Here is a 13,954-nt window from a genome sequence, read left to right on the forward strand (position 1 = left end):
GTAGTTCGGCAGGGCGGCAGTTTGGAGGACGGAAGTGGCGGACCGGGATCCCGAGGTCATCAAGGCCGAGATCGACCAGGCTCGTGATCGGCTGGCGGCGACGGTCGATTCGCTGGCTGTGCGCGCCAATCCGGAGCGCATCGCCGACGACGTCAAGGCGGCGCTGCTGCGCTTCGTGAAGAGACCGCCGGTGGCCGCGGCGCTGGCCGGTGTCAGCGTGGTGACGGTGGTGCTGGTGATCCGCCGAATCCGTAACGGATAGCGATCAGCGGCGACGGAACCAGTCGCCGAGCGAAAGACGGAAACCGGGGGGATTGGCAACAAGGCCGATCCGGCTGCAGCTACGAACCTGCATCGGGGTGATCGCTGCGGAGGCCTGCGGAGCTACTTCGCCTGCTGGGTGTGGAACGAGCTTCTCCGGCACCATGCGGCTAAGTCCTCACTTTGTCACTGGACGTATGTCCGAGGCCTGCTGTTGGTCAATTCAGCTAACGGCGACTATAACAGGGTTCGCGACATTACTGCAGCACAATGCGCTGTCTTTCAGTTGAGAACCGTCCTCCGGTTACCTATCGGCGGGCAAACGCGCTGGTCACCCAGCTGACTTAACGGCTTGCTCAGCAGATTCTCAGTTACGCATCTCACATCGCTCCGGGGACTGTGCGCCTGCGACCTGGGCAACGTCACATCCCGGTCAGGGAAGAACGATCGGCAACCGCTCCCAGCCCCGCACGGTCGACGTCGGCGCGAGCTTCGCTCCTGCGTAGTCGATGTCCCATTCCGGGAACCGGTTGAGGACCTCGTCGAGGGCCACCCGGCCCTCGAGCCGGGCCAGGTTGGCGCCCAGGCAGTAGTGCACGCCCTTGCCGAAGGTGAGGTGGCTGATGGTGTCGCGGTGGATGTTGAAGCTGTCGGGATCGTCGTAACGCCGCGGATCGCGGTTGGCGGCGCCGAACAGCAGCAGCATCGCGCTGCCGGCCGGCACCGTCGTCCCGTGGCACTCGAAGTCCTTCAGCACATAGCGGCCGACGTGCGGCCCGGTCGGTTCGAAGCGCAGCGTCTCGTCGATCGTGCGGTTCAGCAGCGAGCGGTCGGCGATCACGTCGCGCCGTTGGTCGGGGTGTTCGGCCAGCACTTTGGCCAGCCAGCCGATCAGCCGGCCGGTGGTCTCGTTGCCCGCGCCGGCCACCACCTGGGTGTAGTGCAGCACTTCTTTGCGGGTGAGTTTGCGGGTCACGCCCTCGTCGTCGGTGAACTCGACGTTGAGCAGTGCGGTCATCAGATCGTCGGAGGGGTTGTTGGACCGCCACTCGACGTAGTCGGCATAGATGCGGCCGTCGGCGATGCGGTCGGGGTCGGCCACCTTCATCGGGGCGCCGGGCTTGGTGCGCAGATTGGCGTCGTTGGCGTCGCGCACTGAAATCTGTTCGGACTCAGGGATTCCCAGCAGCATTCCGATGACGCGCATCGGCATCATCGACGCCAGCTCGGCGATGATGTCGAAACCGCTCGTGCCGACCCACGGATCGAGGCAGCCGATGCAATACCGCCGGATCTGGTCTTCGATCTCGGCCATCCGCCGCGGGGTGAACACCCGCGACATCAGGCCGCGCAGCTGGGTGTGTGCGGGCGGGTCCTGGAACATCATCACGCCGCCGGGCATGTCGAAGTCGGACTTGATGAGCTCCAGGATGTCGCTGCGGCTGTTGGAGAACGTCTCCCAATTCGACAGCGCGGCCTCGACGTCGGAGTGCCGTGCCAGCGTCCAGAAGTCATAGCGTTCGTTGTGATAGACCGGCGCTTCGTCGCGCAGCCGGGCATACACCGGATACGGGTTGGCGACGATGTCGACGTCGTAGGGGTCGTAGTAGACGGTGTCGTTCGCAGTCGTCATGGCTCATCCCCGCGTCGGCCCCGGTGCGTGCTGAGCGATCGCTCAAACTTCGGGGTGGTGCCATGTTTAGCAGCCCCGGCGAGGGCCGGTCAAGGGTCGCGGCTAGACGAATACCGCGCCGGGGTTGAGGATGCCGGCCGGATCGAAGCTGTCCTTGATCCGCCGCATCAGCGCCAGCTTGGCCGGGTCCTCCAGCTCGCAGAAGTAATCGGCCTTGGCCCGCCCGACGCCGTGCTCACCGGAGATCGCCCCGCCCAGTGACATGCCCAACGCGAAGATCTCGGTCAGCAGCTTCTTGCGGAGTTCCGGGTCCTTGCAGAACAGCACGCCGTGAACGTTGCCGTCGCCGGCGTGCCCGCAGCCGCTCATGCCGACGCCCTCGGCCAGCGCGATGTCGCGGGCCCGGCGCAGGAACTCCGGCATCGACGCCCTGGGGACCACGACGTCGATGATGTCGTCGGCGCCGATCGCCTTGGCGGTCCAGAACACGTTCTCCCGTGCCACGATCAGCCTGCGGGCTGAATTACCTTGCAGCACATACGCATCCAATGCACCCCATTCGCTGAGCAGCTCGCCCAGGGTGGCGGCGTCTTCGTCGAGGCGATCGGCGTGGTTGTTCTCCAGCGCCACCACGAGGTAGGCGTTGCAGGATTCCCGGATCGCCTCGGGGATCCCCAGTTCCAGGTTCTCGGCATTGACGATCGCGGCCATCACGACGTTGTCGATGTATTCGACGATGGTCGGGTTCAGCCCGCTGGAGATGAGTTTCGGGACGGCAGCCATCACCTGGTCGAAGTCGCCGAACGGGGCGAGCACCGTGGCGCTGTGGGCCAGGCGCGGAACGAGTTTGACGGTCACCTCGGTCACCAGCGCCAGCGTGCCCTCCGAGCCGATGATCAGCTGGGTGAGGTCGTAACCGGTGGAGATCTTCGACATCTTGCCGCCGGTACGGATGATCTCGCCGGTCGGCAGCACCGCCTGCAGGCCGAGCACGTTGTGGCGGGTGACGCCGTATTTCACCGCCCGCATCCCACCTGCGTTGGTCCCGACGTTGCCGCCGACGCTGGAGGACAGCTCGCCGGGGTACACGGTGTAACTCAGGCCGGCCTTGGCGGTCTGGGCGTCCAGCTCCGTCAGCGTGACGCCGGGCTGGACGACCGCGACGTGATTGTGGGCGTCGATCTCCAAGACCGAGTTCATCCGCTCGAACGAGATCAGCAGGCCGTCGGCCACCGGCTGGGCCGCCCCGGACAGCCCGCAGCCCGATCCGCGCGCGGTCACCGGCACACGGTGTTCGGTCGCGGCTCTCAGCAGGGCGGCCACCTCGTCGGCGGTGGCCGGTTTGGCGACATAGGCGGGCCGCTGCGGCGGGATGGTCAGCGCCTCGTCGTGGCCGTAGTCCTCGGAGATCGCGTGCCCGGTCAGCAGGTGCGTGGGGCCGACGATGTCGGAGAAGAGCGCCGCCAGATCAGCCATGGAGCTAGACGCTAGTCGTGAGCAACCCGAGTTCGGAATAGATGTCCTTGCGCACCACCAGTGCCTGCGAGTTGACCGGCACACCGAGCGCCCAGTCGTGGATCTGCCCGCGGCCGATCACCAACGACATCGTGCCGCCGGCGTCGACGACCTTCTTCTGGAAGAGCAGATTGTCGGGCAACACGAATTCGGTGGACCCGACGTAGACGGTGGTCGGCGGAAGGCCTTTCAGGACATCGCCTTCGAAGGTCATCGGATCGATCAGCGGATCGGTCAACTCGAGGCCGGCGGCCCAGTTGTTGGAGTCGGCATAGAACTCGAGGTTGTTGATGTCGATGATCGGGTCGTTGGTCTTCTTGATGTCCGGGTTGGACAGGGTCGGGTCGGGTGCGAACGACAGCAGCACCATGCTGGCGGGCACGGGCTTGCCGGCCTTGATCAACAGCCGGACGGCGCTCAGCGCGATATTGGGGCCGGCCGAATCCGCGTAGACGCTAACGTTCTCGGCGCCGAAGGTGTCGATCTGATCGGAGATGAAATCGGCCATCGCCGGAACGGTGTGGACCGCCGCGCCGGCTTCGGTGGTCGCCAGCGGATACATCGGCACGATGACGGTGGCACCGGTCTCGCGAGCCATGTTGGTGTAGTCGACCCAGTGCAGCAGGATCGGCTGCAGGATGAACCCGCCGCCGTGAATGGCCACCACAGCCTTACCGCTGGGATCTGGTGGGGTGAACTCCCAGACCTTCCACTCCGCACCTTCGGTGGTGGTGTACGTGGTCTTGGTGGCCGTCAGCCCGCCGAGCAGGAACGACGGCGGGTTGGAGCTCGACATCGCCTTGCCGATGAGGCCGTAGAGATCGGTTCCGATGATGTTGGAGACGACGCGCAGCAGCCGCAGGGATGCCAGCGTGATCTGGTCGCCGAGGGATGGCGGTGCGGTGTAGGTCACCGAGTTCGTGGCGGGCGCGGCCGGGGCCGATTCGGTAGCGACGCTTGGTATTACGCGCCGGGTGCTGGCCGCGGCGGTGACGATGTGAGACATTGCGATCGGTGCGGTGGGGGAGGCCGGAGCTTTGACGGGCGCGCGGCGCTTGGCGGTGGCCGGTGCCGTCACCGAACCGCGCGCCGACGCGGCCGTGCCCTTGGTTTTGGCGGCTTGATGGCTGCCGGCCCCACCGGTTCCGGCGACGTCGGCCGCTGCCGTTGATGCCCCCAAGCCAGTCCAGACCGCCGCGCCGATTCCCAGCGCAACCGCCATACCCCCAACCCTGCCCCCGTGGCCCATAGGACGGGTATAGCAGTGACTTCAGTCAGTGGGGGTCAGAATCGACAGCTCACCGGGGAAGATCGTCAGCTGGTAGATGGTGCCGTCGGGTCCTTGGGCCAGCTTGACGGTGCTGCCGGCGGTGGTGTCGAAAGTCAACGTACCGAGGTACGTCGTGAAGGTGGAATTGAAGGTCAGCACCTTGATCCAGCCGCGGATGTAGTCGGCGATGAAGACTTTGTCCTGATAGCTGGGGCCGAACGCGTCGTCGCTGTAGAACAGGACGGAGGTGATGGCCGCGCTACCGGCGGAATGGTCGTAGGTGTAGATCGGGTTGGTGGAAGTGCAGGTGGCGCAAGTGCCTTCGGCGTTCGGCCAGCCGTAGTTGGCGCCCTTGGTGATCAGGTCCAGCTCTTCGACGGCGTTCTGGCCGACATCGCCGGCCAGCAGCCGCCCGTCAGGGGTGAAGTCCAGGCGGAATGGGTTGCGCAGGCCGTACGCCCAGATCCGTGACTCGGCGCCCGCGGTATTGACGAATGGATTGTCCTGCGGCGCAGTGCCATCCGTGGGATTCAAGCGAAGGATCTTGCCGTGGATGTTCGACAGGTCCTGGGCATTGGCGCCGACGGTGTTGTCGCCGATGCCCCAGTACAGCTTGCCGTCCGGCCCGAACGCCAGGGCGCCGCCCTGATGGAAGTTCGCTTCCTCGTCGGGTGAGCGATACAGCGAGAACTCGGAGGCGGGGTCGATGCCGGTATCAGTGACGGTGAGCCGCGACAGTTGATAGTGGGCGTCGGTGGTGGTGTAGGCGACGTAGACGTATCCGTTGGTGGCGAATTCGGGATCCACCGCGATGCCGAGTAGCCCGCGTTCGCCCTCGGTCCGGGTCGGCAGCGTCACGAGCGGGGCGGCGGTCAGCGCGCCGTTCTCGTAGATCCTGATCGCGCCACCCTTCTCGGTGATCAGGATGCGGCCGTCGGGTAGCAAGGCGAAGTCGGTCGGATTGGTCAGGCCCGAAGCGATTGTCGTGCGGTCGAATACATCCGACCCGGTCGGCGGTGACCCGCACGCCATGATGGCGTCGAAGGATTGTTCGGCGAAGTGCCTGACCGCTTGGACCACCTGCTTGACGACGGGCTGGGCGGCGATCTGGGCGAAGGCGTCGTCGGCCTGCTTGCGAACCCACGCCAGTGCCATCCAGGCACCGAACGGGTCAGGTGGCGGCTGCGGGACGACCGGCGGGCGGAGCTCGGAGACGAAGACCGCGACCTGGGTGGCCACCGCCTTGACCAGGTTGCACGCGCAGGCGGTCACGTCGGACACGATCGAGTTGGATGTGGCGGACGCGGCCGGCTTGGCACGTGCGGTGGGCTGCGGACGCGCGCTACGGGTGACGGCTACCGGCGCCTTGCGGGCGGTGGACTGCTTCGGTGCGGCATGGCCGGTGCGGGGCGCGTGCGTTCCCGTCGCACCGGAATTCGAGGTGGTGTCGGCCATCGCGACCCCGGATGAGCCCAACAGTGCCCAACCGAAGATCAGCGCGGTGACGACGATGCCAATGCGCGCAACATATTTGGCGTGCACCATAGGTGCCCCCCGAGTGGTGGTCAGCCAATTGACGGCTTTGCTGATTGTGCCACGCCCGCGGGGGTGCGCGGAGGATTTCTGTGAGGTTGCTGACGGACGTCAGCGGGCCGTAGGACGTGGCGCGGGTCCGCCGGTGTGGCCCGTCTTGGCTTTCGACGGCGTCGACGCTGTGGCGCTCGCCTTGGCAGGCTTGGTCTTGCCGGATGCGGATGCGGTCGGCGCCGGTTCGTCGGATGGAGTGGTGCGCGGCGCCGACAGCTTCGGTCGCGGTGCCGCGTGTGCGACGGTTTTGCGGTCCGGTTGTGCAGCAGCGACTTTCGTCGTCGGCGTCGCCGCGGCGACCCTGACGCTCGAGGACTTCTGCGAAACGGCCGCTGCGGCAGCCGGTGGGACGATCCCGAACAGCGATCCGATGGCGCGGGTGATGACCGTGACCGCGGAGTTGGCCAGCTGGAAGAGCGCCCGGGGCACGATCGCCACCAGGTTGATGAACTGGCGGATGAGGATCACCGCCGCGCCGAAGAAGTCGACGCTGTTCGCATAGGGGGTGACGTCGAAGGGTTGCAGGGTTCCGGTTGCGAGCTGATGAATCAATTCCTCGACCGTCGCGACCGCTTCCTTCGGCGTCCAATTCGTCTTGAACAGACCGAAGTTCTGCTCGTCGTCGAAGCCTCCGGTGTAGGAGTCGCGGGTGGTGTAGATGAACATCGGGCCCGCGCCCGCGACGTCCTGCCAGGACACCACGAAGTCGTGAATGAAGGCGGCCTGCTGCGTTTGGGTGATCGGCCAGTTGGTCGGCAGGCCGTATTCGGTGGCCCAGATCTTCAGGTCGGCGTCCCCGTTGGCGTCCATCAGCGCCCGAAGGGCCTTCACCTGTTCCAGCGGCGAGTTGGCGATACCGGTGCCCAGCGAAAACGCCAGCGTGTAGTGGTACGGGTGGTAGGACAGGGCGTCGAAGTAGCCTTCGGCGCCCGCGTCGTACATCTGCGCCAGGAAGCGCTGCGGTGCCAGCGATATCCCGGAGACGGTCTTGACTGCCCCCAGCACCCCGGCGATCACGGTGGCGTTGGCATTGTTCGCCTTGATCGCCGGGTACGCCGCCTGGAGCATCCGTGTGTAGGCCGACGCGTCGACGGGGTTGTAGAAGAGCGCACCGTTGGGCTCGTTCCAGATCTCGTAGTCGTCGATCGCGCCGATCGTGCTGGTGTCGTTGTAGCGGCCGGCCACCGCGGCCGCGAAGCGCGCGTAGTCGGCAGGATCGGAATGCCCGTTGAGGGGGAAGCCCGCCCAGGTCGGCGTGCCGCTGAGCACCCCGACGATGTTCATGCCGCGCTCGCTGGCCGCGTGCACGACGTAGTCCATCTTGGTCCAGTTGTAGTCCTCATTGTCCTGAGGCTGGATGTAGACCCATGGCACCGCGATGCGAATGTCGTTGACGCCCATGTCCTTCAAGTGATCGAGGGTGACGTCGATATCGGCGTCGGACAGGGTGTAGAGCGTCGAATCCGCGATGCCGAGCGTTGTCGGCGCCTCGTCGACCGCGCCGGTGAGGACCACGGGAATGGAGTACACCTGGCCCCGGGACACGGTCGGTGGCGCCACGTAATAGCTGCCTGTGGTGGCGGTGCACACCAGCGCCGCAGTCAATGCTGCAGCGACAGTCCGACGCTTCATCGAGCCCCCCGGCTGTCCGACGTAGATGGATTGGCGACACCTTAGCGCGCTGAGGATTAGCTGGCCGGTCGAATCGCCAAGTTGCACGGTGTTTCTCGCGCTGGGAGGCTTCGCTGATCGTTTGATCAGTGGGCCAGGAACGGCAAAGAGCCCCGGAAATCTCCGGGGCTCCTCTGCTGTGCGCCGTCAGGGTTTCGAACCCCGGACCCGCTGATTAAGAGTCAGCTGCTCTACCAACTGAGCTAACGGCGCGTGAACCGCGGAAGCGACAATAACAAACACCACTGCCGAACATGAAATTGCGCAGGTGGCCGTTGACCTGTGTAGTCGTCACCATCGCCGGGATTCCCTTAGAATATTGCCAATCACCCCCAGCTTTTCCACAGCTAGCGAGACAGAGAGCGATATGAGGCAGGCCGGCTCGGCACCCCGTCCGCGGTCGCGGCGTCGTCTGGTTGCGCTCGCGCTCGTCCCGGCGCTACTGATCGGGCTCGGCGCCTGCAGCAGTGAACCGGCCGGCCCGCCGCCGGTCAAGGTCATCGCCGACAAGGGCACGCCCTACGGCGACCTGCTGATTCCCCAGCTGACGGTGTCGGTCAAGGACGGCGCGGTCGACGTCCCGCTCGACCGGCCGGTGACGGTCAGCGCCACCAGCGGGGTGCTCGGATCGGTGACGATGGTCAACGAGGCCGGCAACCCGGTGGAGGGCAAGCTCAGCCCCGACGGCGTGACGTGGTCCACCAGCGAGCCGCTGGGCTACAACAAGAGCTACACGCTGACCGCCCAGTCGCTGGGCCTCGGCGGTGTGACGGCCGAGAAGCTCACCTTCGAGACGCAGTCGCCCGAGAACCTGACCATGCCGTACCTGCTGCCCGGGGACGGCGAGACCGTCGGCGTCGGGCAACCCATCGCCGTTCGCTTCGACGAGAACATCCCCAACCGGCTGGCCGCCGAGCGCGCCATCAAGGTGACCACCAACCCGCCCGTCGAGGGCGCCTTCTACTGGCTCAACAATCGCGAGGTGCGCTGGCGCCCGCAGAACTACTGGAAGCCGGGCACCACCGTCGACGTCGCGGTGAACACCTACGGCGTCGACCTCGGGGACGGGCTCTTCGGCCAGGAGAATCTGGCGTCGCATTTCACCATCGGCGATGAGGTGATCGCGACCGCCGACGACGACACCAAACAGCTGACCGTCCGGCGCAACGGCGTGGTCGAGCGGACCATTCCGATCTCGATGGGCAAGAACAGCACGCCCACCAACAACGGCGTCTACATCGTGGGCGACCGGCTCTCGCACATGATCATGGATTCCTCGACGTACGGCGTTCCGTCCAACTCGCCCAACGGATATCGCACCGAAGTGGACTGGGCCACCCAGATGTCCTACAGCGGCATTTACGTCCACTCCGCGCCGTGGTCGGTTGGCGCGCAGGGCTACTCCAACACCAGCCACGGCTGCCTGAACGCCAGCCCGAGCAACGCGCAGTGGTTCTACAACAACACCAAGCGCGGCGACATCGTCGAGGTCCACAACACCGTTGGCTCAACGCTTCCGGGAACCGACGGCCTCGGCGACTGGAACATTCCGTGGCCGCAGTGGAAAGCGGGCAACGCGAACGCCTAGAGTCGCGACGTGTTGATCGCACTCGAAGAGCACTACGCGTGGAACCCGGTCAGCGCCGGCAATGTCGTCGGCACCTGGCTCGAAACGCATAACGCCACCGCGCATCAGCGCCTCTACGACCGCGGCGCGCTGCGGTTGGAGCAGATGGATGCCGCGGGCATCGATTTCCAGATCCTCTCCCTGTTCGATCCCGGCGTGCAGGACGATGCCGACACCGCCCGCGCCGTCGACAACGCCAGGCGCGCCAACGACGACCTCGCCGAGACGGTGCGCGCCACCCCGGATCGGTTCGGTGGCTTCGCCGCCCTGGCCACCCAGGACCCCGATGCCGCGGCCGCCGAACTGGAACGGGCCGTGGGGGAGTTGGGCCTCGTCGGCGGTCTGATCAACGGGCACACCCACGGCCGCTATCTCGACGATCCCGCGTATCTGGGGCTCTTCGAGTTCGCACAGCGTCTGGGGGTGCCGATCTACCTGCACCCGACCACGCCTCACCCTGCCGTGATGGACGCCTGGTTCGCCCCGTACGTGAAAGATGGTCTACACCTTGCCTCGTGGGGCTTCGCCGCCGAAACCGGTACTCACGTGCTGCGTCTGATCTACTCGGGCCTGTTCGACAAGTTCCCCGGGTTGCAGATGATCCTGGGCCACCTGGGCGAGATGCTGCCGTACGCGGCGTACCGCATCGACCGCTACTACGGGCTCGGTGGGGACGGCGGCGGCCAGCTGCAGCGGCTGCCGTCGGATTATCTGCGCGACAACTTCCACATCACCACGAGTGGCAACTTCAATCCGGTTGCGTTCGCGTGCGCCTTGGACGTGATGGGCCCCGACCGGCTGATGTTCTCGGTGGACTACCCGATGGACGACAACGTGACGGGCGCGCAATTTCTGCGGGACCTCGAGGTGGACGACGCGGTGCGGCGCAAGGTTGCCGGCGAGAACGCGCTGCAACTATTCGGGGACAAGATCCCCCGACGGTGAGAGTTAGGCCGACCGCTTGGTGGCGACGTGCAGACCGGTCACCGCGGTGGCGCTGCGCGCCCTGACCTCGGCGGCCGACGGCAGGCCTTCTCGTTCCCACCGGTCGCACTCGGCGCGGACGGCACCGAGTTCCTCGGACAGCGAGGCGTGCACGGCCGACAGCGGCATCGGATCCTGGCCCTCAGCTGTGCTGCGGTAGGCCGCGGCCATCACGCTGGCCAGCGCCTGCCGGGTCCCGAGGACGATGATCATGGCGGGGTGGGAGTCGGGCAGGGGATCGGAGAAGACGGCGCCGTCCCAGATGTCCCAGGCCTGCTCGCAGTACTCGAGCGCTTCGTCGGCGTCGATCGCGTCGAGGGCGGCGATGAAGGCGTCGAGCCGATCGATCCAGATGCCCGGGCTAAGAGAATTGTCAGAGTCCGTCAATAGCCGAAAGCTCATGTCCCTACGTCCCTTCGCAACTGCGTCCCCCCGGACGCCAAGCCATAGTGCTGCGGTTATCCGCGGCATACGTCCCTGTACCCGCCCGCTCACACTTTCAACCACAGGTGTTTGCTGAGCTAACAGTGAGTTGCGTTACAGCGCCAGATTGGCTTATTCGAAGGTTCGAACGAAGGACAGCACCCGCGGAGACAGGTGCGGCGGCATCCACGGCTTGTTGGTGGCGCCGGGGGCGGAGTGCAACGCGTCGAGACCCTTCTGGCCCCCGAATCGGGCGATCAGTTCCTTGACCGCGGCGACGTCGTCGGCGACGTTCGGATACAGGATCGCGTCCAGCTGCCCTTGCAGTGAATTCACCTTGGGTGCAATCGCTTTGATCATGTCCAGCACGCTGGGATCGCCGGCCATCACCACCAGATCGTCGGGGCCGACCCACTTCCTCTTCGACTTGGCGAACTGAGCCATGTAGTCGCGATCCATCCGAACGTCCACGTCCGATTCGCCATGCCGCCTTGCGGTGAACTGGTACTTCACCGCACCGTCACCGCGCTGTAGGGGCTCGTGCAGTTCGTCGAGCCAGCGATACTCGAACGACGTCTGTTTGGCGTCGTCGAAGAGCTTCTCGACGGCTTTGGTTTCTGGACTGTCGTAACCGAAGGTCCGTGCCGCGGTCTTGACCGATTGTTCGTGGTGGGCGTGCAGAGCCCCGGTGACGGAGGCCAGGGCAGAAGCGATCCTGTCCCGGCGTTGGGCCATGACATTCTCGTCGAAGGTGGAGCCACGGCTGGTCTGCAGATCCAGGACGATGCCCGTCACGACATCGGACAGGGTCTCACTCTCATCGCTGATGTGCTGCAACAACTCTCGGCTGAGCATGGACCGCAGCCGGTCGTACGCTTCCCGGTACCGCCGGTTCTCGGTGTCGGTGAGTGCGCACACTTTGTCGAACACAATTCCGCTGTCCGAAATTGGCGACGCACCCGGCGCATTTGTCGCCTGCAGACTGTTTACCAAAGTTGCACTGCGTGCCTTTATTTCATCCGCGGCGGGCAAACCTTCGGACAGCCACCGCGCGGACTCGCGCCGGAGGGTCCCCAGACAAGCCTTGAGCGATGCGTGAACAGTCGACAGCGTCTTGCGATCCCGGGCGTCCGGGGTGCGGTAGTAGTCGAGCGTCGACGATGTCATTGCGTGCGCAACGGCCTGCAGTCCGCCGAGAGCGACGAGCACCGCGGGACTGTTTTCGGCCGGGGGATCAGCGGCAACGGCGCTCTGCCAGATCTCCCAGGCCTCCGCGCAGAAGTCGAACGGATCGTCGGCATCGATGGCGTCGAGCGCGAGCAGGAAGGCGTCGACCCGGTCGACCCAGACACCGAGGCGTTCGTGGTCCTCAGCGAACCCCGTGGGTCCGGTTCTTGTCGGATCGGCGTCCATGTTTCAGCCCTCCCCAGCTAAGCCATGTGAGCTATTACCGGACAGTAACGTACAACCAAATAATTGTCCCGCTTAAGTGGCAGATTCAGTCAGAATTTTTACCGTTTCGTGTTTTTCGGTGCGGAATCGAGAGCCGGGGCGTGCCGGGGCGGGCGAGATCGGCCGTTTTCTCGCAGCTAGAGGCGGGTGGGGTGGATAATGGCATTACCACCGGTATCAAGAGGCCCGACTGGTCAGACCAGTTATGGCCCCACCTCATGAGCCGTAGCTGACTACCTGTATTAAACGTGTGTATATCTTTGTTCAGCAAACTTTGATACTTCGTTCTGTGTGCAAGAAAAAAGTCAGGGAACCATGCGGTTCCCTGACTGATGGGTGGCGCTGGTCGACTACAGCGGCACCCACATCCCGCCATTCCAGAAGCCCCAGCCGTTGGCGTCGGCATTCCAGGAGACGGAGGCCCATGGCGCCCACGGCGGCGGTCCTGGGGGCGGCGGTGCCCACGGCGGCGGCCCGCCGTAGCCCATTGGGGCCGGACCGTGGTCGTCCCAGTCGTGGCAGTTGTTCCAGTCGGAGTTGTTGCCCCAGTGCGGATCCCAGTTGTCTCCCGGGCACCAGTGATGGTTGTAGGCCGGAAGGGGCGCGGGGGCGCCCTGCGCTGAGGCGGCCAGCCCCAGACCGCTGAGGGCCAGCGCGCGCCGGCGGGTTGGCATGACTTGGCTGACGGCAGGTGCGCAAGAAAAAAGTCAGGGGCCCTAAAAGGGCCCCTGACCTGCTGGGGTGGCTGACGGGACTCGAACCCGCGACAGCCAGGATCACAACCTGGTGCTCTACCAACTGAACTACAGCCACCATCGCTGGACACCGTCACGGGGACGGCAGCAGCGTCGTCGATACTAGCTGTTGTCTGCCTCAACAACCGAATCGATTTCGCCGGGTGCGTCGATCTGGGCGGCCGCGGCGGCGATCTCGCTGGTGGACGGCCCCGGCTGCGGCACGAACGCGGTGCGCCGGTAGTACTTCAGCTCCCGGATCGACTCCTGGATATCGGCCAGCGCCCGGTGCGCGAGTCCCTTTTCGGGCTGGCCGTAGTAGATCCGCGGATACCAGCGCCGGCAGAGCTCCTTGATCGAGCTGACGTCGATCATGCGGTAGTGCAGATAGTTGTCCAGGGTCGGCATGTCCCGGGCGATGAAGCCACGGTCGGTGGCGATCGAATTACCCGCCAGCGGCGCGGTCTTGGCCTGCTTCACGTGATCGCGGATGTAGTCCAGGACCAGTTGCTCGGCGGACGCGACGTCGATGGTCGACGTGCGCACCTCTTCGGTGAGCCCGGAGCGCTTGTGCATCTGGGCGACCACCTCGACCATGCCGTCCAGCGCCGCATCGTCGGCGTGGATCACGACGTCGATGCCGTCACCGAGGACGTTGAGCTCGGCGTCGGTCACCAGGGCCGCGATCTCGATGAGCTTGTCGTTCCGCAGGTCGAGCCCGGTCATCTCGCAGTCGATCCACACCAATTCTTCACGCACAGCGCTCAACCCTAAGCCCAGCACGCCCAGTAGTGTCG

General features: G+C 65.4%; 12 protein-coding genes and 2 tRNA genes. 3 read left to right on the forward strand and 11 right to left on the reverse strand.

All coding sequences use genetic code 11. From position 1 onward, the window contains the following. Positions 1 to 34: 34 nt before the first annotated feature. Positions 35 to 262: a DUF3618 domain-containing protein gene (locus EV580_RS30490; protein WP_133696396.1), complete on the forward strand. Its 228-nt coding sequence runs from the start codon at positions 35 to 37 to the stop codon at positions 260 to 262. Between the two features lie 432 nt (positions 263 to 694). Here the strand turns inward: EV580_RS30490 and EV580_RS30495 are convergent, their stop codons facing one another. The 6 genes from EV580_RS30495 to EV580_RS30520 all read right to left on the reverse strand — a co-directional run bounded on the left by EV580_RS30495 (position 695) and on the right by EV580_RS30520 (position 8,150). Beyond that, entirely contained in the window at positions 695 to 1,894 is a 1,200-nt protein-coding gene (locus EV580_RS30495; RefSeq protein ID WP_133696398.1) for a cytochrome P450, read from the reverse strand. Between the two features lie 102 nt (positions 1,895 to 1,996). Continuing rightward, positions 1,997 to 3,370, reverse strand: a complete 1,374-nt coding sequence (locus EV580_RS30500; protein WP_133696400.1) for an FAD-binding oxidoreductase — start codon at positions 3,368 to 3,370, stop codon at positions 1,997 to 1,999. A gap of 4 nt (positions 3,371 to 3,374) precedes the next feature. Beyond that, positions 3,375 to 4,631: an alpha/beta hydrolase fold domain-containing protein gene (locus EV580_RS30505; protein ID WP_255496958.1), complete on the reverse strand. Its 1,257-nt coding sequence runs from the start codon at positions 4,629 to 4,631 to the stop codon at positions 3,375 to 3,377. 48 nt (positions 4,632 to 4,679) lie between these two features. After that, complete coding sequence (locus EV580_RS30510; protein WP_286171929.1) at positions 4,680 to 6,224, reverse strand: PQQ-dependent sugar dehydrogenase; 1,545 nt, start codon at positions 6,222 to 6,224, stop codon at positions 4,680 to 4,682. Positions 6,225 to 6,323: 99 nt separating this feature from the next. Next, a complete protein-coding gene (locus EV580_RS30515; protein WP_133696401.1) occupies positions 6,324 to 7,898 on the reverse strand; it encodes a cellulase family glycosylhydrolase in 1,575 nt (524 codons plus the stop codon). Positions 7,899 to 8,077: 179 nt separating this feature from the next. Further along, a tRNA-Lys gene (locus tag EV580_RS30520) sits at positions 8,078 to 8,150 on the reverse strand. Between the two features lie 154 nt (positions 8,151 to 8,304). Here EV580_RS30520 and EV580_RS30525 point away from each other — a divergent pair. Next, positions 8,305 to 9,525 carry a L,D-transpeptidase gene (locus tag EV580_RS30525; protein ID WP_133696403.1) on the forward strand — a complete coding sequence of 407 codons (1,221 nt, stop codon included), beginning with the start codon at positions 8,305 to 8,307 and terminating at the stop codon, positions 9,523 to 9,525. A 9-nt stretch (positions 9,526 to 9,534) separates the two neighbouring features. Next, a complete protein-coding gene (locus EV580_RS30530; RefSeq protein ID WP_133696404.1) occupies positions 9,535 to 10,509 on the forward strand; it encodes an amidohydrolase family protein in 975 nt (324 codons plus the stop codon). 3 nt (positions 10,510 to 10,512) lie between these two features. On the opposite strand, the gene EV580_RS30535 is transcribed toward EV580_RS30530, so the two are convergent. From EV580_RS30535 to orn, 5 genes are all read right to left on the reverse strand, one after another. Continuing rightward, the gene (locus EV580_RS30535; protein ID WP_133696406.1) at positions 10,513 to 10,950 is read right to left on the reverse strand and encodes a hypothetical protein; all 438 of its coding nucleotides are present in this window, start codon (positions 10,948 to 10,950) and stop codon (positions 10,513 to 10,515) included. Between the two features lie 153 nt (positions 10,951 to 11,103). Then, on the reverse strand, positions 11,104 to 12,384 hold the full coding sequence (locus EV580_RS30540; RefSeq protein WP_133696408.1) for a hypothetical protein: 1,281 nt from the start codon (positions 12,382 to 12,384) through the stop codon (positions 11,104 to 11,106). Between the two features lie 389 nt (positions 12,385 to 12,773). After that, positions 12,774 to 13,097: an Mtp family mycobacterial-type pilin gene (locus tag EV580_RS30545; RefSeq protein ID WP_133696410.1), complete on the reverse strand. Its 324-nt coding sequence runs from the start codon at positions 13,095 to 13,097 to the stop codon at positions 12,774 to 12,776. A 63-nt stretch (positions 13,098 to 13,160) separates the two neighbouring features. Further along, positions 13,161 to 13,236: transfer RNA gene (locus EV580_RS30550), tRNA-His, on the reverse strand. A 44-nt stretch (positions 13,237 to 13,280) separates the two neighbouring features. Further along, the gene (gene orn, locus EV580_RS30555) at positions 13,281 to 13,916 is read right to left on the reverse strand and encodes an oligoribonuclease (RefSeq protein ID WP_166654958.1); all 636 of its coding nucleotides are present in this window, start codon (positions 13,914 to 13,916) and stop codon (positions 13,281 to 13,283) included. Between the last annotated feature and the right edge of the window lie 38 nt (positions 13,917 to 13,954).

The sequence above is a fragment of the Mycobacterium sp. BK086 genome, from assembly GCA_004362315.1.
GTDB lineage: Bacteria > Actinomycetota > Actinomycetes > Mycobacteriales > Mycobacteriaceae > Mycobacterium.